19 protein-coding genes are annotated in these 20,157 nt (G+C 72.1%); 6 read left to right on the forward strand and 13 right to left on the reverse strand.

Annotated elements, in window-relative coordinates; genetic code table 11:
- Nucleotides 1-158 precede the first annotated feature (158 nt).
- The 5 genes from ACZ5FU_RS08130 (at nucleotide 159) to ACZ5FU_RS08150 (ending at nucleotide 5,967) form a co-directional block, all read left to right on the forward strand.
- Nucleotides 159-1,478: an ABC transporter substrate-binding protein gene (locus ACZ5FU_RS08130; RefSeq protein ID WP_451531283.1), complete on the forward strand. Its 1,320-nt coding sequence runs from the start codon at nucleotides 159-161 to the stop codon at nucleotides 1,476-1,478.
- A gap of 5 nt (nucleotides 1,479-1,483) precedes the next feature.
- A complete protein-coding gene (locus ACZ5FU_RS08135) occupies nucleotides 1,484-2,473 on the forward strand; it encodes a carbohydrate ABC transporter permease (protein WP_468834360.1) in 990 nt (329 codons plus the stop codon).
- A 34-nt stretch (nucleotides 2,474-2,507) separates the two neighbouring features.
- A complete protein-coding gene (locus ACZ5FU_RS08140) occupies nucleotides 2,508-3,347 on the forward strand; it encodes a carbohydrate ABC transporter permease (RefSeq protein WP_451531286.1) in 840 nt (279 codons plus the stop codon).
- A 29-nt stretch (nucleotides 3,348-3,376) separates the two neighbouring features.
- Nucleotides 3,377-4,735 (forward strand): GH1 family beta-glucosidase, encoded by a 1,359-nt coding sequence (locus ACZ5FU_RS08145; RefSeq protein WP_468644428.1) that lies wholly within the window; start codon nucleotides 3,377-3,379, stop codon nucleotides 4,733-4,735.
- A 224-nt stretch (nucleotides 4,736-4,959) separates the two neighbouring features.
- Complete coding sequence (locus ACZ5FU_RS08150) at nucleotides 4,960-5,967, forward strand: LacI family DNA-binding transcriptional regulator (protein ID WP_451776649.1); 1,008 nt, start codon at nucleotides 4,960-4,962, stop codon at nucleotides 5,965-5,967.
- Between the two features lie 219 nt (nucleotides 5,968-6,186).
- Here ACZ5FU_RS08150 and ACZ5FU_RS08155 read toward each other — a convergent pair whose 3' ends face one another.
- Nucleotides 6,187-7,269 carry a hypothetical protein gene (locus ACZ5FU_RS08155; RefSeq protein ID WP_468834356.1) on the reverse strand — a complete coding sequence of 361 codons (1,083 nt, stop codon included), beginning with the start codon at nucleotides 7,267-7,269 and terminating at the stop codon, nucleotides 6,187-6,189.
- A gap of 202 nt (nucleotides 7,270-7,471) precedes the next feature.
- Nucleotides 7,472-8,458, reverse strand: a complete 987-nt coding sequence (locus tag ACZ5FU_RS08160; RefSeq protein ID WP_468834354.1) for a helix-turn-helix transcriptional regulator — start codon at nucleotides 8,456-8,458, stop codon at nucleotides 7,472-7,474.
- A gap of 92 nt (nucleotides 8,459-8,550) precedes the next feature.
- On the opposite strand from ACZ5FU_RS08160, the gene ACZ5FU_RS08165 reads away from it, so the two are divergent.
- Nucleotides 8,551-8,949 (forward strand): VOC family protein, encoded by a 399-nt coding sequence (locus tag ACZ5FU_RS08165; RefSeq protein ID WP_451530977.1) that lies wholly within the window; start codon nucleotides 8,551-8,553, stop codon nucleotides 8,947-8,949.
- Nucleotides 8,950-9,071: 122 nt separating this feature from the next.
- Here ACZ5FU_RS08165 and ACZ5FU_RS08170 read toward each other — a convergent pair whose 3' ends face one another.
- The 11 genes from ACZ5FU_RS08170 to ACZ5FU_RS08220 all read right to left on the reverse strand — a co-directional run bounded on the left by ACZ5FU_RS08170 (nucleotide 9,072) and on the right by ACZ5FU_RS08220 (nucleotide 20,082).
- Nucleotides 9,072-9,884 (reverse strand): carbohydrate ABC transporter permease, encoded by an 813-nt coding sequence (locus ACZ5FU_RS08170; RefSeq protein ID WP_451530978.1) that lies wholly within the window; start codon nucleotides 9,882-9,884, stop codon nucleotides 9,072-9,074.
- Nucleotides 9,881-10,777, reverse strand: a complete 897-nt coding sequence (locus ACZ5FU_RS08175) for a carbohydrate ABC transporter permease (protein ID WP_451530979.1) — start codon at nucleotides 10,775-10,777, stop codon at nucleotides 9,881-9,883. The genes ACZ5FU_RS08170 and ACZ5FU_RS08175 overlap by 4 nt, the downstream gene beginning before the upstream one ends.
- Complete coding sequence (locus tag ACZ5FU_RS08180) at nucleotides 10,752-12,053, reverse strand: ABC transporter substrate-binding protein (RefSeq protein ID WP_451530980.1); 1,302 nt, start codon at nucleotides 12,051-12,053, stop codon at nucleotides 10,752-10,754. Before ACZ5FU_RS08180 ends, ACZ5FU_RS08175 begins: the two co-directional genes overlap by 26 nt.
- Before the next feature lie 100 nt (nucleotides 12,054-12,153).
- Nucleotides 12,154-13,245, reverse strand: coding sequence for an LLM class flavin-dependent oxidoreductase (locus tag ACZ5FU_RS08185; protein WP_451776638.1), 1,092 nt, complete (start codon nucleotides 13,243-13,245; stop codon nucleotides 12,154-12,156).
- Nucleotides 13,246-13,602: 357 nt separating this feature from the next.
- Nucleotides 13,603-13,677, reverse strand: coding sequence for a putative leader peptide (locus ACZ5FU_RS08190; RefSeq protein WP_350328511.1), 75 nt, complete (start codon nucleotides 13,675-13,677; stop codon nucleotides 13,603-13,605).
- A gap of 344 nt (nucleotides 13,678-14,021) precedes the next feature.
- The gene (locus tag ACZ5FU_RS08195; protein ID WP_468834352.1) at nucleotides 14,022-14,843 is read right to left on the reverse strand and encodes an SAM-dependent methyltransferase; all 822 of its coding nucleotides are present in this window, start codon (nucleotides 14,841-14,843) and stop codon (nucleotides 14,022-14,024) included.
- Nucleotides 14,844-15,134: 291 nt separating this feature from the next.
- Nucleotides 15,135-16,082, reverse strand: a complete 948-nt coding sequence (locus tag ACZ5FU_RS08200) for a hypothetical protein (protein ID WP_451776635.1) — start codon at nucleotides 16,080-16,082, stop codon at nucleotides 15,135-15,137.
- Complete coding sequence (locus ACZ5FU_RS08205) at nucleotides 16,079-16,879, reverse strand: protein phosphatase 2C domain-containing protein (protein ID WP_451530984.1); 801 nt, start codon at nucleotides 16,877-16,879, stop codon at nucleotides 16,079-16,081. Before ACZ5FU_RS08205 ends, ACZ5FU_RS08200 begins: the two co-directional genes overlap by 4 nt.
- A gap of 302 nt (nucleotides 16,880-17,181) precedes the next feature.
- A complete protein-coding gene (locus ACZ5FU_RS08210; protein ID WP_451776632.1) occupies nucleotides 17,182-17,847 on the reverse strand; it encodes a vWA domain-containing protein in 666 nt (221 codons plus the stop codon).
- Nucleotides 17,848-17,884: 37 nt separating this feature from the next.
- Nucleotides 17,885-18,379 carry a hypothetical protein gene (locus ACZ5FU_RS08215; RefSeq protein ID WP_451530986.1) on the reverse strand — a complete coding sequence of 165 codons (495 nt, stop codon included), beginning with the start codon at nucleotides 18,377-18,379 and terminating at the stop codon, nucleotides 17,885-17,887.
- The gene (locus ACZ5FU_RS08220) at nucleotides 18,376-20,082 is read right to left on the reverse strand and encodes a hypothetical protein (protein ID WP_451776630.1); all 1,707 of its coding nucleotides are present in this window, start codon (nucleotides 20,080-20,082) and stop codon (nucleotides 18,376-18,378) included. The genes ACZ5FU_RS08215 and ACZ5FU_RS08220 overlap by 4 nt, the downstream gene beginning before the upstream one ends.
- Nucleotides 20,083-20,157: the final 75 nt, after the last annotated feature.

A 20,157-nucleotide genomic window follows, 5' to 3' on the forward strand; every position in this document is an offset into this window, starting at 1 on the left:
GGCCCGGCGGGCCCGGTCAGCCCGGCAAGGGTGCGAAGACGGCGGCCCCAGCCGCACCCGAGCGGCACGACCCTCGTCGAAACCCTTGACGCGGCTCACGCCCGAGGGTTAACTCACGTCCTAAATTAAGCCCTGATGAGAGACCCGGGAGCCGCCCCATGCGTACCCTCCGAGCCGCGGCCGCAGGCGCCGTCGTGATGTCACTCGCCCTGGCCGTGACGGCCTGCGGCGGCGGTTCGTCGACGGACGGGAGCGGGTCCGACGACTCGCCGAAGGAACTGACGTACTGGGCGTCCAACCAGGGCGCCAGCACGGAGATCGACAAGAAGGTCCTCCGGCCGGAGCTCGACAAGTTCGAGAAGGAGACCGGGATCAAGGTGAAACTGGAGGTCGTGCCCTGGTCCGACCTGCTCAACCGGATCCTCACCGCCACCACCTCCGGGCAGGGCCCCGACGTCCTGAACATCGGCAACACCTGGTCGGCCTCGCTGCAGGCGACCGGCGGACTGCTGCCCTGGGACGACGCGAACTTCGCCAGGATCGGCGGCAAGGACCGGTTCGTGGCGTCGGCGCTGGCCTCCACCGGCGTGCGGGGCGAGGCCCCGGCCGCCGTTCCGCTGTACTCGATGGCGTACGCGCTCTACTACAACAAGCAGATCCTCGCCGACGCGGGGATCTCCCGGCCCCCCGCCACCTGGGACCAGTTGGTCGCCGACGGCAGGAAGATCCAGGCCAAGGGCAAGCAGGTCCTGGGCGCCGAGGGGGCGAACGTCTCCGAGAACGTCCACCACGTCTTCACCTTCGCCCAGCAGCACGGCGCGGACTTCTTCACCGCCGACGGCAAGCCCGACTTCACCTCCGACGGCGCGGTGGCCGCGGTCAAGCAGTACGTCGACCTGATGGCGAAGGACAAGGCCATCCCGCAGGGCAACGCCGAGTACGCGCAGAACCAGTCCGTCAGCGACTTCGCCAAGGGCAGGACGGCGTTCCTGCTCTGGCAGTCGGCCTCCGCCAACCTCACGTCCCAGGGCATGGGGGAGGACGAGTACGGCATCGCGCCCGTGCCCGTGCGCTCGGGCACGCCCGGCACCGGCACGCAGGTCAACTCGATGGTCGCCGGCATCAACCTGGCCGTCTTCAAGAACACCGACAACCTCGACGGCGCCACGAAGTTCGTGAAGTTCATGACCGGCGACGAGGAGCAGAAGATCCTCAACAAGGCCTACAGCTCGATCCCGCCGGTCGCCTCGGCGCAGACGGACCCGGCCTTCAACACCCCCGCGAACGCCGTCCTGAAGGACACCCTCGCCCAGAGCGCCGCCGCGCTGCCGCAGGTCGCCGACGAGTCGCAGTTCGAGACGGCGGTCGGCACGGCCGTGAAGGAGCTGTTCGCCGACGCCGCCGCCGGCCGGGCGGTGACCACCGAGTCGGTGAAGGCCCGCCTGGAGAAGGCCCAGCAGCAGATGCCGGCGAAGTGAGCACGATGACGACCACGGCCACCGAGCGGGCCGCCGTGCGCAAGGACTCCCCGGGCGCGGCGGACGGTCCCCGCCGCCGCCCCGGGCGGATCCGCCGGATCGGACTGCCCTACCTGCTCCTCCTGCCCGCCCTGATCCTCGAACTCCTCGTCCACCTGGTGCCGATGGTCATCGGCATCGTGATGAGCTTCAAGCAACTCACCCAGTTCCACATCCGCGACTGGGGCACCGCCCCGTGGGCCGGACTCGACAACTACTCGATGTCCGTCGACTTCAACGCCCCCGTCGGCGAAGCCCTGTTGCACTCCTTCCTGGTCACCGTCGCCTTCACCCTGCTGTCGGTGGGGCTGTGCTGGCTGATCGGCACGGCCGCGGCGGTCCTCATGCAGGACGCCTTCCGCGGCCGGGGACTGCTGCGCGCGCTGTTCCTGGTGCCCTACGCGCTGCCGGTCTACGCGGCCGTCATCACCTGGGTGTTCATGTTCCAGCACGACAACGGCCTGGTGAACCACGTCCTGCACGACCAGCTGCACCTCACCGACGAGCCGTCCTTCTGGCTGATCGGCGACAACAGCTTCTACGCGCTGCTCACCGTGTCGGTGTGGAAGGGCTGGCCGTTCGCCTTCCTCATCGTGATGGCCGGCCTGCAGAACATCCCCCGCGAGCTGTACGAGGCGGCCGCCCTGGACGGCGCCGGCGTGTGGCAGCAGATCCGCCGGATCACCCTGCCGTCGCTGGGCGCGGTGAACCAGGTCCTGGTCCTGGTGCTGTTCCTGTGGACGTTCAACGACTTCAACACGCCGTACGTGCTGTTCGGCAAGGCCGCCCCGGAGGCGGCGGACCTCGTCTCGGTCCACATCTACCAGGCCTCGTTCGTCACCTGGAACTTCGGCGCCGGTTCCGCGATGTCGGTCCTGCTGCTGCTGTTCCTGCTGGCCGTGACCGCCGTGTACCTGGCCGTCACCTCACGCGGACGGAGGCCCGCCGATGCCTGACACCCCCTTCAGGCGGGCGGCGCCCCGCTCGCCCATGGCGCCGCCGCGTTCGTTCCTGTGGGCGCGGCGCGTCCTGCTCACCCTGCTCGCCGGCTTCGTGCTGGTGCCGGTGTACGTGATGGCCTCCAGCTCCCTGAAGCCGCTCGCGGACGTCTCGGGCGAGTTCCGCTGGCTGCCGAGCGACCTGACGATCCGCCCGTACGTCGACATCTGGTCGACCGTGCCGCTCGCCCGCTACTTCGTGAACTCGCTGGTCGTGGCGGGCGCGGCGACCGTCTGCTCGGTGGTGATCGCGGTGTTCGGCGCCTACGCGGTGAGCCGCTACGACTTCCGCGGCAAGCGGGCCTTCACGGTCACCGTCCTGTCGACGCAGATGTTCCCCGGCATCCTCTTCCTCCTCCCGCTGTTCCTGCTCTACGTCAACATCGGCAACGCCACCGGCATCGCCCTGTTCGGCTCGCGCGGCGGGCTGATCCTGACGTACCTCACCTTCTCCCTGCCCTTCTCCGTCTGGATGCTGATCGGCTACTTCGACTCGGTGCCGCGCGATCTCGACGAGGCGGCGCTGGTGGACGGCTGCGGCCCGCTCGGGGCGCTGTTCCGGGTCGTGGTGCCGGCCGCGGTCCCCGGCATCGTCGCGGTCGCCGTCTACGCCTTCATGACCGCGTGGGGCGAGGTGCTGTTCGCCTCCGTCATGACCGACGACACCACCCGCACCCTCGCCGTCGGGCTCCAGGGCTACTCCACCCTGAACGACGTGTACTGGAACCAGATCATGGCCGCCTCGCTGGTCGTCAGCGTGCCCGTGGTGGCCGGCTTCCTCCTCCTGCAGCGCTACCTCGTGGCCGGCCTGACGGCGGGAGCGGTGAAGTGAACGACCTCCGTGATCCTGAAGGGACCCCCGTGACCATCGACCTCGCCGCACTCCCGCACGACTTCCTGTGGGGCACGGCCACCTCGGCCTACCAGATCGAGGGGGCCGTGGCGGAGGGCGGCCGTTCGCCCTCGATCTGGGACACCTTCTCGCACACCCCCGGCAAGACCGCCGGCGGCGACCACGGCGACATCGCCTGCGACCACTACCACCGCTGGCGCGAGGACGTCGACCTGATGCGCCGGCTCGGCACCAACGCCTACCGGATGTCGATCGCCTGGCCGCGGGTGATGCCGGGCGGCGACGGCCCGGTCAACCCCGAGGGCCTCGCGTTCTACGACCGGTTGGTCGACACGTTGCTGGCCGCCGGCATCACCCCGTCCGTCACCCTCTACCACTGGGACCTGCCGCAGGCGCTCCAGGACCGCGGCGGCTGGCCCGAACGCGACACCGCCGAGCACTTCGCCGCGTACGCGTCGGCGGTCGCCGGACGGCTCGGCGACCGGGTCTCCCACTGGACCACCCTCAACGAGCCGCTGTGCTCGGCGTGGATCGGCCACCTCGAAGGCACCATGGCCCCCGGCCTGACCGACCTGACGGCCGCCGTCCGGGCCTCCTACCACCTGCTCCTCGGCCACGGCCTGGCCGTCCAGGCCGTCCGGGCGGCGGCGCCCGGCGCCGAGGTCGGCATCGTCAACAACCTCTCCACCGTCCACCCCGCCTCCGACCGCCCCGAGGACCTCGCCGCCGCCCGCCGGACGGACGGCCACACCAACCGCTGGTGGCTCGACCCGGTCCACGGCCGCGGCTTCCCCGCCGACATGCGCGAGGTCTACGGCGTCGAACTCCCCGAACGGCCCGGCGACCCGGAGACGATCGCCGCGCCCCTGGACTGGCTCGGCCTGAACTACTACTTCCCGGCGACCGTCACCGACGACCCCGACGGCCCCGCCCCGTACGCCCGTTCCGTACGCCGCGACGGCGTCCCGCGCACCGGCATGGACTGGGAGGTCGACCCGAGCGGCATCGAGGCACTGCTGCTGCGCCTGACCGACGAGTACGGCGCCCGCCGCCTGTACGTCACGGAGAACGGCTCCGCCTACCCGGACGTCGTCCGCCCCGACGGCACCGTCGACGACCCCGAGCGCCAGGCCTACCTCTCCGGCCACCTCGCGGCCTGCGCGTCCGCGGCCCGCAAGGGGGCCCCGCTGGCGGGCTACTTCGCCTGGTCGCTGCTGGACAACTTCGAGTGGGCGTACGGCTACGACAAGCGCTTCGGGCTCGTCCACGTCGACTACCGCACCCAGGCCCGCACCATCAAGGGCACCGGCCGCCACTACGCGGACATCATCCGCCGGCACCGGGAGGGGGTGGCCAAGGCCGCCTGACCCGGTCCCGCCTGACCCGGTCCCGCCGTATCCGGTCCCGCCGTGGTGGCCGCGGGCGCGGGAGCCCGCGGCCACCACGGCCCCTGGCCCCCGACACCGCGCGGGGCACCACCCGGCGGTGCCGGGCCGGCGGGCCGCGCCCGGCCGTGAACAGCTCGTGACAGTCTCCCGCCCCGCCCCGCCCGGGGGTGTCCACCCGGCGGCCCCGTCCCTAGCCTGGCGCGATGCGCGCGGTGACGGGGCTCAGGGAGGTCGCGGAGCGGGCCGGTGTGTCCATGCGGACCGTGTCCAACGTGGTCCGGGGCACCGGGCGTTTCTCGGAGGCGACGCGGGAGCGGGTGCAGCGCGCGGTCGAGGAGCTGGGCTACCGGCCCAACACGGCCGCGCGGCGGCTGCGCACCGGCCGCAGCGGGGTGCTGCTGCTGGCCGTGCCCGAACTGACCATGCCGTACTGGGCGGAGCTGACCGGGCACCTGCTGCGGGAGGCGGCGGCCCACGGGTGCACGCTGCTCGTGGAGGTGACCGGCGGCCGTCCCGAGGCGGAACTGGACATCGCGCTCGGCCGCACGGACCCGCTCGTCGACGGGGTCATCCTCAGTCCGCTCGCGCTGGACGACCGGGCCGCCGCCCGCGTTCCGGCCCGCACGCCGCTGGTGCTGCTCGGCGAACGCGTCCACGACCTGCCCTGCCCGCACGTCACCGTCGACAACACCGGCGCGGCCCGCGAGGCGACCGCCCACCTGCTGGCCCGCGGGCGGCGGCGGATCGCGGTGGTCGGCCGGCAGACCGCACCGCACGCGGCCACCTCGGCCACCCGGCTGACCGGCCACCGCCAGGCCCTCGCGGCGGCGGGCCTCACCCCCGACGAGGCGCTCGCCCCGCCCGTCGCCGCCTACCACCGGGCCGACGGCGTGGCCGCCGCGCACGCGCTGCTCGACCTGCCCGAGCCGCCCGACGCGGTGTTCTGCTTCGCCGACACCCTGGCGGAGGGCGTGCTGCACGCGGCGCGCGAACGCGGCCTCTCCGTGCCCGGCGACCTCGCGGTCGTCGGCTTCGACGACATCGAGGCGGCCCGCTACACGGCGCCGCCGCTGACCACCGTGGCCCCCGACAAGCGGGAGCTGGCCCGCCTCGCGGTGGCGGCCCTGCTGCGGGCCGTCGACGGCGTCCGCACGGACCGGCCGCGCGTACTGGCGGCGGGACACCGGTTGGTGGTCCGGGAGAGCGGCTGACGCCGCCCGCACCCTTCCGGTGAGCGGCGCCGGGCTCGTCCCGCACCGTTCCGGTGGGTGGTGCCGGGCTCGTCCCGCACCGTTCCGGTGGGTGGTGCCGGGTCTGCTCCTGTGCCGTTCGGTGCGGGCGCCGGGCCCGCTCGCACGCCCTCCCGGGGCGCGGTACCCGGCCCGTCCTCCCCCCGCACCCTCGAGGCCGGGCTCATCACGAGGCCAGGATCAGGACGAGATCAGGATCAGGATCAGGACGACGAGGGCGACGACCGCCGCCACGGCGAGGGAGGCCTTCCACCGGCCCTCCTCCGACAGCCGCCGCAGGACACTGAGCCGTCCGTCGGTGCTCCGGAACACGTAGAACTCCAGGTTGCCGGAGCCGGGCGGTGTCGCCCTGACGACCGTGAGCCGCCGGAGAACGACCTGACGGTCCTTCTCCGCCCTCGCCCGACGCAGATGGGGCGCGAGGGCCGCGCGGTGGTCGGGGGAGAGGTCGTCGGGAAGCGGATCACCGGCGTCGAGCCGGTTCGTGTGCCAGCCGCCCGAGCCCAGTTCCGATGCCACCCGCCGGGGCCGCGGGACGGGGGGCGGCACGTCCTCGGTCCGCGAGGTCCACTCGATCCGGCCCGCCGTCCAGGACGTCAGGCTCGCGTGTCCCCTGCAAGTGGTGCACTCGACGGTCCCCGTACGCCCGCACGGCTTGCAGGGGATGCGCCCGCTCTCGCACTCCTGGCATCTGGTCCTTCCCCACCCCCGGCACCCGGGGCACGCGCTGTCGGGTGTGTGGCAGCCCTCGCAGGTCACCCGCTCGTCGGGACGCTGGGCCCGGCCCTGCTTCGGTGGCCGGGGCGGGGTGCCGGGCAGACCGCCGTGCTTGAGGTGGTGCGTGCACGCGGTGACGCCCTGGCACACGGCGCACACCTGGACGGGCTCGCACGAGCGGTACGTCATGCCGTCGCAGTCGGCACACCGCCGCCGGCCGTTGCCGCAGTCGCAGGACCTGAGATGCGGCGTGCCGCGCTTGACCAGGTCGAGCGGCTGGTCGAGGGGCGTCTCGTGCGGACTGAGCTTGTACTCCCTCAGCACGTCGTAGACCGGCCGTCCCGCGAGGTCGACGGTGCCGGGCCGGTGTCGCGTCTCCTCCGTGCGGCGCTCGACGCGCCGGGTGACGGTGCCCTCGAGGAGATGCAGGCGGGTGAGGAGGAAATCCGCGGCGGGCGGTCCGGGACGCCTGCTCCCGCCGCGCGTCAGGGACGCGGCGAGCGCCGCCCGCACCTCGTCGTCGGACGGATCGTCTGGTGCCACCACGGACCCCGCTCCCCCCAAGTCGCCTTCGCCGCCCGGGACATGGGCCGGAACGGTGTCGAGCGGCACCAGTGTGACGGGAGCGGGCCTGCCGCAAAAGGGCGCGAGGGGAAGAGGCCGCGACACCCCGCACCCCCACGAGCCGCGCGGCCCGCGACCGCGCTTGCGGCCGGGGGCGCCGTCTCACGGCACCGGACTCCTGCCGTCAGGTTCGACGGGCGCTGGATGCGAGGCGGTCGGCGAGCGCGATCACGAGGTGGCGCAGTTCATCGGGACGCTCGACGACGAACGGCCGGTCGAGCGAGGCGAGCACCGGCGGCAACCAGTCGAGGGACTCCGCCCGTAGTTCGACCCGCAGCCAACGCTCGGCCGCCGGATCCGCGCCTGCCGCGGGAGCGGTCTCCTCCAGGATCGCGACGCCGGCCGGAAGGCGGGCGCGGATCTGATCGACCGTCCCGTGGATCCGCAAGGTCACCGCATACCGGTACTCGGCCGTGGCGAACCCTGACAGCACGCGCTGCACGGGGTCGAGTCCGGCGGGCGGTTCGAACGAGCCGGGCAGGACTCTCGCGCTCGCGACCCGATCGAGCCGGAAGGTCCGGTCCTCGCCGATCGCGGGGTCCGTGCCGGTGACGTACCAGCGGCCCGAATGGGCGACGATCCCGTACGCGTGCAGCGGGCGTTCGCTGCGTCGGCCGTCCCGGTCGGTGTACCTGATCGAGACCGGTCGCCGGTGGCGTACCGCGTCGGCGACGGTGAGCAGCACCTCGCCGTCCGGGAGCGTGAACTCGCCGGGCGGGGCCGTGAACGCGAGGGACTCCAGGAGCGTGTCGAGCCGGCGGGCCAGGCGCTCGGGCAGCGCCCGGCGGATCTTGGCCGCCGCCGTCCCGCTCGCCGTGTCCGTCGTCGTCAGCCCTCCTCGGCGGCCGGCGACCAGGCCGAGCAGGGCAGCGAGCGCCTCGTCGTCGCTGAACATGAGCGGAGGCAAGCGGTATCCGGGGGCCAGCCGGTAACCGCCGTAGCGGCCCCGCACCGACTCCACCGGCACGTCGAGGTCGATCAGATGGCCGACGTACCGCCGCACGGTCCGCCCGTCGACGCCGAGTCGGTCGGCGAGTTCGGCCACCGTCCGGACGCCGCCCGACTGCAACAGCTCCAGGAGGGTCAGCACGCGCCCGGTAGGTCGAGACATGTTCGGATCCTAACGCCGATACCGGACCGGTTCTGTCCTCTATTCGTCCTAGCCTGCGGAGCACAGCGGCTCCAACCAACCGGGAGAACACCATGGACCTCGTCTCGATCCGCGTCATCACCGGCGATGTCGCGCGCCTCGTCGACTTCTACGAAAAGGCCACGGGAGTGCCGGCGGCCTGGGCCACCGAGGACTTCGCCGAACTCCGCACCCCCAACGCCACCCTCGCGATCGCCGGCACCCGCACCGTCCCCCTGTTCGCTCCGGGTTCCGCCCGCCCGGCGGACAACCACAGCGTGATCATCGAGTTCCTCGTCGACGACGTGGACCGCGTGCACGGGAACCTGAGCGGGTTCGTCGCCGACTTCGTCAACGAGCCCACCACGATGCCCTGGGGCAACCGGTCGCTGCTCTTCCGCGACCCCGACGGCAATCTCGTCAACTTCTTCACCCCGGTCACCCCGGCCGCCGCCGAGAAGTTCGCTCGCTGACGTCGGACACCCCCGCCCGCAGGGGGGAAGCCCCGGGAGCCTTGGAATACCCGGACTTCCGGGACTTCCAGGGCTCCCGGGGGACCCTCCACGGACTTCGTCCCCGAGGCGGTCCGCCGTGCCTACCCCCGCACCGCCCCCGTCGTCAGGCCCGTCACGAAGTGGCGCTGCAGCAGGACGTAGACGACGACCACGGGGGCCGAGGCGATGACGACGCCCGCGAACAGCAGGGGGTACTGCGTGAGGAACTCGCCCTGGAAGTCGAGCAGCGCCAGCGGCAGGGTGCGGTGTTCCTGGGAGCGGATGAACAGCAGTGGGTAGAGCAGGTCGTTCCAGTCCATCACGAACAGGAAGATGCCGGTGGTGGCGAGGGCGGGCCGGGTCAGCGGCAGCGCGATCGAGCGGAACGCCCGCAGCGGCGAGGCCCCGTCCAGCTCGGCGGCCTCGTACAGCTCCTCCGGGACGGTGCGCAGGAAACCGCCCAGGATGAACACGGCCGTCGGCAGCGTCGTCACCGCGTCGACGAGGACCAGCCCGAGCAGGCTGTCGGTCAGCCCGAGCCGGTCGAAGAGGACGTACTGCGGGACGATCGCCGCCTGCGCGGGCACCGCGAGCCCGGCGACCAGCACGCCGAAGACGGCCCAGCCCACCCGGCCGGGAATCCGGGCGCAGAAGAACGCGGCCAGGCTCGCCACCACCAGCGTCAGCGTCACCGCGCCCGCCGTGACGATCGCGCTGTTGGCGAACGCGGCGCCGAGACCGCCCTCCTCCACCGCCCGCCGGTAGTTGTCCAGGGTCGGCGACGACGGCGGCGCCAGCGGCGCGTCGAACAGCTGCGGCAGCGTCTTGAACGTGCCGAACACCACCACCAGCAGCGGCAGTACGACGACGGCGGCGCCCGCCAGCAACGCGATGGGGCGTACGGTCCTGGTCATCGGGTCGTCCCTCCCGTCGCCCGCCGCTGCACCCAGGTGAGCAGCGCGATGAGCGCCATGAACACCACCGACTGGGCGGCCGCGTAGCCGAACTGGTTGTTGGAGAACGTCGTGTAGATGCGGGTGGACAGGATGTCGAGGGCGGGGCCCGGCGGATTGCCCGACAGGCCGAGGACGAGGTCGAACGCCTTGAACGACTGGACGGTGGTGTACGCGACGACGATCGCGGTCGCCGGGGCGACGAGCGGCCACGTCACGTACCGGAACCGGGCGAGGCGGCCGGCGCCGTCCAGCTCCGCCGCCTCGTACAGCTCCTTCGGTATCGCCTGGAGCCCGGCGATGAAGACGACCATCATCTGGCCCGCGTGGAACCACACCTGGGTCAACGCCAGCCAGAACACGGCCGTGTCCGGGTTGCCCAGGTACACCGACTGCAAGGAGTCCAGACCCACCGCGCGCAGCGCCGAGTTGAGAAGGCCGCCGTCGGGGTCGTAGACGAACCGCCACACGAACGCGACCGACACCGACGACAGGACCGTCGGCAGGAAGAAGACGGCCCGCAGCAGCGTCGAGGCGCGGGTGGTGCGCACCAGCCACAGGGCCAGCGCCAGCGCCAGCGCGGTCTGTGCGACGACGACGGTGAGGGTGAGCTTGAGGTTGTTCTCCGCCGCGTTCTTGAACATGTCGTCGCCGGTGGCGAGTTCGGTGAAGTTGCGCAGGCCGACGTCGTGGTAGCCGGCGCTGTAGCCGTCCCAGTCGGTCAGCGCGTACTGCACGCCCTGGACGACCGGGTAGGCGAAGAAGAACAGGTAGAGGGCGAGGGCGGGCACCGGGAAGAGCCACAGTGCCCGCGCCGTGCGCCGCCGCCTACGACCGCTTCTGGTCGATGACACGCTGCGCCTCCTCGGCGGCCTGCGCCGGCTTCTTGCCGCCGACGACCGCCACGGTCGCGTTCTCCACGGCCGTGCGGATGTCGAGGTCGAGGAACTGGAAACGCGGCGCGAGCAGCGTCTTCCGGGTCAGCCAGGGCGCGACCGCCTTCAGGTCGGCGTTGGTGTACTCGACGCCCTCGACGGTGACGTGCTGACCTGTGCCGTTGGCGTAGGTGCCGGCGTTGGCGGGGTCGCTGAGGAACTCCAGGAAGGCGTAGGCGGCGGGCTGCACCGTGGAGGCGCTGTTGACGCCGAGGATGAAGGTGGTGTTGAAGACGCCCTCGTACTTCGCCTTCCCGGCGGTGGTGGTGATGGGGGCGACGAGGTCGAAGGGGAACTTCGCCCCCAGCGCCCGCACGCCCGCCATCTGGAAGGAACCGGTGGCCAGCAGACCGGCCCTGCCCTCGGCGAACAGCCGGGTGACGGCGTCGGTGCTGGACCCGGTGGCGCGCTCCTGGAGGTAGGGCCGCAGGGCGGCGTACTGCTCCAGCGTGCCGAGGAACCAGTCGTCGGTGACCTTCAGGGCGCCGGACTCGATGCGGGCGAGCGCGTCGTCGCTCGGCGCGTTGTTCATCACCATCACGTTCAGCAGCTGACCGGCGTTGGCGGAGTCGCCGCCCGGCCAGGCCAGCGGCGTGTAGCCCTTGGCCTTCAGGTCGTCCAGGAGCTGCAGGAAGCCGTCCCAGTCCTCGGGCGCGGCGGTGTGGCCGGCCTTGTCGAGGGCGTCGGTGTTGGCGAGCGGCATGTTGAAGACGAGCTGGTAGGGCAGGCCGTACTGCTTGCCGTCCTGCTCGCCGGGGCCTATGAGGTTTTGCCGGTACCTGCCGACGACGTCGGTGCCGGTCAGCGGCGCGTACACCCCCGCCTTGACGATCTGCTGGAACTGGGCCCCCCGGAAGGCGGTGAACACGTCGCCCGTCCTGGACCCCTGGATGCGGCGCAGGGCGGTGGACTGGTAGTCGGCGGACGGGGCGATGTCCTGCTCGACGCCCGCGTCCGGGTGCTTCTTGACGAACGCCTCCACCAGGCCGGCGAGCACCGCCTTGTCCTCGGCCCGCCAGTGCGCGAAGGAGACGGTGCCCTTCACGGCGCCGGAGGTGGCGAGGCCGGAGGGGGAGGCGTCGGCCGCGGCGCCGGAGGAGCCGCCGCCGGGACCGGCGCAGGCGGCGAGACCCAGGCCGAGGCCCGCGGCGCCGAACAGACGCAGGGCGGACCTTCTGTCGAGGGAACGGGTCATGGTGAAGTCCTTGTCCAGACGAGGGATGAAGTGAGAAATGAAGTGAGAAATGAAGTGGGGAACGAAGTGGGAAATTGAATGGAAAAAGCGTCAGAACTATTCAGACGGAGGTGAGTTGACGGGTCAGCAGCGGCCGGACGCACTCGCCGAACCGGATCGCCTCCTCCAGGTGCGGCTGACCGGAGAGGACGAAGTGCTCGATGCCGAGGGCCGCGTACTCCTCGATCCGCTCGGCGACCTGCTCGTGGCTGCCGACGAGCGCGGTGCCCGCGCCGGGGCGCACCAGCCCGAAGCCGGCCCACAGGTTGGGGTGGATCTCCAGCCGGTCGGTGCGTCCGCCGCTCAGCGCGGCCATCGCCCGCTGCCCCTCCGACTCCGAGCGGCTGAAGCGCTCGTGGGCGGCCCGGATCGCGACCGGGTCGAGGGCGTCGAGGATGCGGTCGGCCTCCGCCCACGCCTCGGCGGCGGTGTCCCGGCTGATGACGTGCAGCCGGATGCCGTAGGACAGCTCCCGGCCCTGCTCGGCGGCCAGTTCGCGCACCCGGTCGATCTTGCGCGCGACGGCCGCCGGGGGCTCGCCCCAGGTGAGGTAGGTGTCGGCGTAGCGGGCGGCGACCGGGAGGGCGGCCTCGGAGGAGCCGCCGAAGAAGACCGGCGGCCGGGCCTGCGGCGGCCTGCGCAGCCGCCCGCCCGCGACCCGGTAGTGGTCGCCCTCGAAGTCGTACGCCTCCCCGCGCCAGGCGGTGTGCAGCAGGTGCAGGAACTCGCCGGTGCGGGCGTACCGCTCGTCGTGCGCGAGGAAGTCGCCGTAGGAGCGCTGCTCGTCGGCGTCGGAGCCGGTGACGACGTTGAGCAGCAGGCGCCCGCCGGACAGTCGCTGGTAGGTGGCGGTCATCTGGGCGGCCAGCGGGGGAGCGATGACGCCGGGCCGGAAGGCGACCAGGAACTTCAGCCGGCTGGTGTGCGGGATCAGCGCGGCCGTCGTCAGCCAGGAGTCCTCGCAGTCGCTGCCGGTCGGGGTCAGCACCGCCTCGAACCCCGCGGACTCGGCGGCACGGGCCACCTGGGCGAGGTAGTCCAGGGTGGGCGGACGGGCGGTGGAGCGGGACTGCAGGGAGTCGCGGGCGGTCACGCCCACCACGTCGCGGTCGTCGCCCGTGGTGGGCAGGAACCAGTGCAGACGCACGGTCATGGGATCTCCAAGGGATGCCGCGGGCAGGGCGGTCGGACACGGGAACGCCGGGAACCGCGGGAACGGGAGGAAGGGAACGCCGGGAACGGAACGCCTGAGCGAAGCGCGGAAGCGAAACGCGGAGGCGAAACGCGGAGGCGAAGCGGAAGGCGAGCGAGGGGAGCGGGCCGAGGGGAGGCCGTCGACGGTCACGTGGTGCCGAGGGCGGGGCACCGGGCGGACGGCGGGACGCGGATGCAACGTTGAATCACGCGGGAAGCGCCGGACCTGCCGGAAGTACGTGAGACGAGGGAGACGGCCCCTGACGGGCGCGGGCCCGTGACGACGGGCGTCGCACCGCCCGCCGGGCGTGCGGAATCAGCTACAGAGCGCCGTGGCTACCCTGAGCAGGTCGATGTGCGCGCGCTTGACGAGCTCGACGCCTGATTCCATGGGGCGGGACTATACACACCGCGGGTGGGGTTCGAGACGCCGGTTCCACGGAGTGGACAAGCCTGCGGCTCCGGACGGATGTTGCCCGGCTGCGGCTGCGGCTGCGGCTGCGGCTGCGGCTGCGGCTGCGGCGGAGGAGCGGCGGAGGCGGAGGAGCGGCGGGAAGACGGTGGAGAACACCGGACCTACGGAGCTCCACCGCCTCGGCGGACCTCGGTGACGGCCGCCGGCCCGTGCCGAGGACGGCGAAGACGGCGGACGGCAAAGACGGCGCGGACCGCGTCGGCGACGCGGTCCGGTCGAGGCGGGAGTCCTCCCTGGGGCGTAGGGAGTCCTTCCTGAGGTCAGGAGTCCTTCCTGGCCACCCCGCCGTACATGCCGATCGGCGGCGCGTCGGGCCGCGGCGGCTCCTCGGGGCGCCAGTCGGTGACCCGGACCAGGCCGGGGTCGAGCAGGGTGAAATCGCCGAAGAAGTCCAGGACCCGGGCGTGCGGGCGGAGGTTCATGGAGGCGGTGGCCTTGCCGTAGACGGCGGCGGCGTCCTCCCGCCGGTCCGCGTGGACGTCGCCCGTCGCGTGCGACAGGACGAGGTAGGAGCCGGTGGGCAGCGCGTCGCGGAGGGTGGCGAGGAGGGCGTCCGGATCCTCCGCCTCGGCGATGAAGTGCACGACGGCCACCAGCAGCAGCGCCACCGGTCGGTCGAAGTCGATGAGCCCGCGCACCTCGGGATGGTCGAGGATGGCCCGGGGGTCACGCAGGTCGGCCAGGACGACCGAGGTGTCGGGCTCGTCGAGGAGCGCCATCGAGTGGGTGCTGACGATGGGGTCGTTGTCGACGTAGGCGACCCGGGTCCCCGGTGCGACGGCCCGCGCGATCTGATGGACGTTGGGCTCGGTGGGCAGGCCCGTGCCCACGTCGAGGATCTGCCGGATCCCGCCCTCGGCGACCACGTACTCGACCGCGCGCCGCAGGAAGCGCCGGTTGGCACGGACGCCCTCCCGCACCTCGGGCGCCACCTTGATGAACTCCTCCGCGGCCTCCTGGTCGACCTCGTAGTTGTCCTTCCCGCCGAGGAAGTAGTCGTACATCCGGGCCGGATGGGGCTTGCTCGTGTCGATCACGGGGGCGGGGGTACCGCCCTGGTCACCGCTGCCGGGGGAGGGCATGGGGCCTGGCTCCGTCCTGAACTCGTTCACCGCGACGGCGGACCCTTTTCCTGAGAGGCCGTCAACTGGCGCTGTGGACATGCATTTTGACATGTTCCGAGAGCAGGAGGACCGGCCCCCCTCGGGTGCTCGGCGCGGTGTCCCGGCCCCGTGCTCACGCAGCGCTCATCGCGTCGGCCAGGTCGGCGAGGGCGTCAGGGCCGAGGCCGGCCGGACCGCCCGGCCCGGCCGTGCAGACGTCCCGGCGGAGGCGCGGTGCGACTCCCATGAGGTCCGGGAGCCGGTGACCCTCTACTGCCCTGGTCCCCGCAGCCTGATCGGCGTCCGGTTGCGGGGACCGTCCAGCACCGTGTGGTCGACTGCGGGCCGGGCCCGGGGCGCGGCCGCGGTGAGCTTGATGACGCCACGGTCGCTCAAAGCGGTCTGCCACTCGCTCGGCCGGGGCCGGCTGCCGCGCTCGCCGGCGGCCTGCGCGAAGAGCCTCCGCACTCCGTCGCCCTGCCGGTCGTCGAGACAGCCGGGGACGAGTTCCAGGTCCTGGCCCGGTCTGACGTACGGCTGCCGGGCCACGATGCGCCCCGTCACCAGAGCCGTCTTGTAGGCGTCCGTGTCCACCGTCGCGTCGGTGGAGGGCGTGAGCGGGTCGTTCCAGTCCGGAGTGGCGGCCTGGGCCTGGACCGCCGCGCGCCCCACCCGGCGGAAGCCGTCGCAGTCCAGGAAGTGGACGGCGGGTTCGGGGGAGAGGGACCACAGGACATTGGCCTGCGAGATGTCGCCGATCACGAGTCCGGCATCGTGGAACCAGCCGATGGCCTCGACGCAGGCCAGCGCGAGAGCCCTGCGCTGTTCCGGGGTCGGCTGCGCGACGTCCTGCCAGGCCGCCTTGGGCGGCCGGATCAGGTACTGCAGCTCGAGGAGCTTCGTCGCCCCCGTCGCGGTGCGCCATGTCATGTGGGCCCGCCGCATGAGGAAGCCGAGCGTCCGGCCGCCCTCGACCACACGGCACAGGGGCCAGGCGGCAAGGGCGTCCAGGTGGCTCCGGTCCGCCTGGCCGAGCCCTTGCCGCAGCCCGACCAGGTCGGCCAGGGCGGTGCCGTTGACCTTGGACGGGTCCTTGTACTCCTTGAACAGCAGCGGGCTGCCCGTGACCGCGTACACGTCTCCCTGGCCGCCGCTGCCGACCCGTTCACCCAGGGCGAGCGACGACCGGGCGACGTCGGCTCCGTCCTCCGCGCTCATTCCGGCTCCTCCCACACGCAGATGACGGTCCGGTCGTCGTCGTAGGACTTGGCCCTCGTCTGCGCCTGCCACAGGAAGTCGGACAGCGAAGGCACCTCGGGCCCGCCCCACGCGTGCGCGAGACGCCGGGCGAACTCGGGATCCTTCTGGGTGAGCGGGTTGGTGATGCCGTCGGTGCCCAGGAGGAGGACCTCGCCCGGTTCGGTGCGCAGCAGTTTGGCCTTGACGCTGCGATAGGCGTGCGGAAGAGCCTCGGTACGGGTGTCCAGGAGACTTCCGTCGTCCACCGGATCGCCCGGTGCCCACCGGCCCTCCCGCAGCACGAACAGACCGCCGTCCCCCACGCTGAACACGACCCGTTCGCGGATGCGGGCGTCGGCCGGCACCAGCAGGACATGCAAGGTGGTGGCGTGCTCCTGACCGATACGCAGCTCGTTGACCGCGCCGGCGATCGCCTTGTTGGCGATCGCGCGGAGTTCGCCCTCGTCCTGGGCGATCAGCGCCGCATGGATGTTCTCCGCCTCGCGGTCCAGGTGGAGAGCCGCCTGGCGAGTGACGCGGTACGAGCCGATGTGCGAGTACTTCGCGGAGCCCACTCCGTCGGCGACCGCCAGCAACAGCAGTTCGGCCTCCGGTGGACCGACACGCGTCACCGTCATGGCGTCCTGGCGGCAGCTGCCCTCCCAGTTGTGGGAGTCACCGCGCAGGGACGCGGCCCGCACCGTCAGCCGTCCGACCTCGGCCCCGTCCAGCAGCACCGCCGGGGTGAAGGCCGCGAATTCGTCACCGCCCCGCACGGAGGGACACCGCAGAGGACGGGGCGGATAACTCGGAGGCCGTTGGCCGACGTGTGCAGGCACTCCGCGCAGCGGGGCTTCCCCGGATTCCGCAGGGAATGCAGCCTGCACGAGACGGTCCGTCGTCGGGGGCGCGGGCTGCTCCGTGGAGGCGGCGAGCCCGAGCGGGTGCGTGTCGTGGACGACGATGTCGGCGGGCAGGCTCGCGAAGTGTTCGTCAAGGCCGTCACCGTGGGCGGACCTGCCGAGACCCGTCACATCCTCATGTGCCCTGGGGGCTTCTCCGTGATGCATCGGGCCACTCACAGCTTGTCGAGGGAAAGGCTGGTGAAGCCGGGCACCTGCTCGTCCACCTGGAGCTGGAAGCCCTCCCCGCCCTGGGCGGCCATGCTGGTCGCCGAGCTGACGATGGACCGGGTGAGGCTGGAGGCGAACTCGCGCAGTGCGACGGCCGGCGAGATGGAGTCGTTCTGCTGGATGAACGCCTTGAAGTTGGCCACCTCGGTGATGGTCGCGGCGTCGGCGTCGCTGATCCCGAACGCGATGATCTTCGGCGCGTAGCGGAACCCGTTCAGGTCGTTGAGCGCGGTGCGCCAGCCCTCGTCCGTGGGGATGCCGTCGGAGAGGAAGAACACCACGGGCCGGTACACGTCGTGGCCCTCCGCCTTCAGTGCGGCGACGTCCTTCTCGATGGTGTCCTTCAGCAACCGGAAGGCGGCGCCGAAGGAGGTCACGCCACCCGCCGACAGGGACGGCAGCTGTGTCAGCTCGCTCAGGTCGGCGAGCGGCTGCAGCACGGAGGCCTGGGTGGAGAAACCGATGAGCGCGAAGCGGGTCTTGTCCGCCACGCTCGGGTTGGTGCTGATCTCGTGGTGCAGGTCGGGCAGTGCCGAGTTGATGGCGTCCACGCCGCCGCCGGCCATGGAGCCGGATTCGTCGCACACCAGATAGAAGGGAAGGATCTGCATGGACTGGTTCTCCTGAGCTCGTGAGACGGCGTGGCCGTCAACGGTTGTAGAAGTAGATCTCCAGATCGGCCGAGCCCGAGGGGCCGCCGTTCCAGAAGTCCCGTGTCGTCGCGTCGGTGAACATGTCCGGCCGCGCCTTCCGCAGGGCCTCGTTCACCTCCCGCGCGTACGCCTGGCCGTCACCGGGCTCCTGTGCCTGGCCGAAGGTCAGGACGAAGGCGGCTTCGCGTTCCTCGTAGCGGGCGGTGGCGGCACGGAGCTGCTTGACCATCCGCGTGGTGTCGCCGACCGCGGCGGTCAGGTGGATCTTCACCGGCTTGCGCGCCACCGACCGCGGTCCCGTCGGTGTCCGACTGGGTTCGGGGGACGGCTCGACGGCGGCCGGCTTCGAGGGCTTGGCGTCGGCCTGCGCGGCGAGCGGGTCACCGCGGTCCCCCATGGACACCAGGGCGAGCACGAGCAGCATGTCGGCGAAGAGCCATCCGGCCAGGTGGAGCGGTGTGAACCGGAAACGTCTCCTCAAAGGGCTCACCGGTCCGGTCCGATCCCGGCCCGCAGCTTCTCGGCCTGCCGCAGCTCGCTCTCCGCGCGCCGCTCGGCTGCCTCGGCGCCTTCGCGAGCCGTCTCCGCCTCGATCCGGGCCGTCTCCGCTTCGCTGCGCGCGGTCTCGGCCTCGGTCCGGGCGGTCTCCGCCTCAAGTCGAGCCGCCTGTGCCTCGATCCGGGCCCTCTCCGCTTCGCCCCGTGCCGCATCCGCCTCGATCCGGGCCGCCTCCGTCTCACGGAGCGCTCGTTCCAGAACGTCGGTGACCGCGAGGAAGCGGTCCGTCGCCTCCTGGACGGCGCGGCTGCGTGCCTCGATGCCGAGCAGGGCCTCCCGCGACGCCTCGGCGGCCTCACCGGTCCGGTCGGCCACCGCGCCGAGGTCGTCGAGCAGACGGCCGTTGACGTCCGCGACGACCTCGACGCCGGTGGTGAACCCGCGCTGGGAGGCGGCCAGCACGGTCAGGGAGTCCTCGACCTGCCGGGCCGCGTCCGACAGCGCGCCCCGCACGCGGTCACCGTTGTCGCCGACCGCGGTCTCCAGCCGGTCCGTCGCGCGGGACAGGACGTCGCGCATGTCGTCGCCGGCCGTCCTCAGGTCCTCCAGTGCCTTGTCCAGGACGCCGGTCTGCCCGCTGACGGCGTCGGCCAGGCGGCGGCCCGCCTGTGTCACGTTGTCGCCGACCGCCGTTTCCAGCCGGTCCGTCGCGCGGGACAGGACGTCGCGCATGTCGTCGCCGGCCGTCCTCAGGTCTTCCAGTGCCTTGTCCAGGACGCCGGTCTGTCCGCTGACGGCGTCGGCCAGGCGGCGGCCCGCCTGCGCCAACGGGTCGTCCAGGCCCTGGACGGCGGCCTGGATGGCCGTGCCGCTGTCCCGGACGGTCTCCTCGATCCGCAACACCACCTGCTCGATCGGCCGTACGTACGACTCCGCCTGGACGAGACGCTGCTCCGCCTTCTCCGAGGCCTCGCTCACCAGCTCGGCGGCCCGACTGAGCGCCTCCTGCGTGGTGATGGCCTTGGAGTGCATGCGCTGCAGCCGGCCGGCCGCCGAGTTGAGCTCCGCCGCGAAACGCTGCGGCGAGGCCACCCGGTGCTCGTTGAGCGAGAGCTGCGCACGCGTGAGGACCGGGACCAGGCGGGCCAGAACCGCACGGGCACGCTCCCGCGCCTGCTCCTCGCGACGTTCCGCGCGGGTGCGCCGGTAACCGTGCACGAGCGTGAGGGCGAACAGCATCACCAGGGTCAGGCACCCGCCCACGGCGACGCGGCTGAAGCGGTACGCCTCCCCCAGATGTCCGTCGAACCCGGACTGCCACAACTGCAGGAACGGCCGGCCGGCTGCCTTGGGGTCGTCCCCGGTGAGCGCCCCGTAGGCGCTCGACGCCTGCCAGAGGCCGAACCACGTGAAGAGCAGGGGCAGGAAGACCAGGGCTCCCAGGACCCGGTCCAGCACGGAGTCGAACCGTTCCCCCCGACCGGTGTCCGCCGGCTCGGCGATGCTCTCGGGCCGGGCGAAATGGGTCATCAGATCGAGATCGGCCCATGCGTCGAGGGCGTGCATGTCGATGGAGTCGAGTGCCTGGGCCAGCCCGCGCAGCTCCTCGGCGCGCGGGGCGAGCGCGGGGTCCTGCGCCGCGTCCTCGAGGTGACGCGCGGTCACCCCTTTGTCGATGTGTGTCCCGGTGAACATTTCCCACCCTTGCCCGGTGATGCCGGGACTTCGTACAGATCCGAGCACGACGGGAACAGGGCGACGGCGCGCCGC

Source organism: Streptomyces sp. NPDC031554, assembly GCF_055580685.1.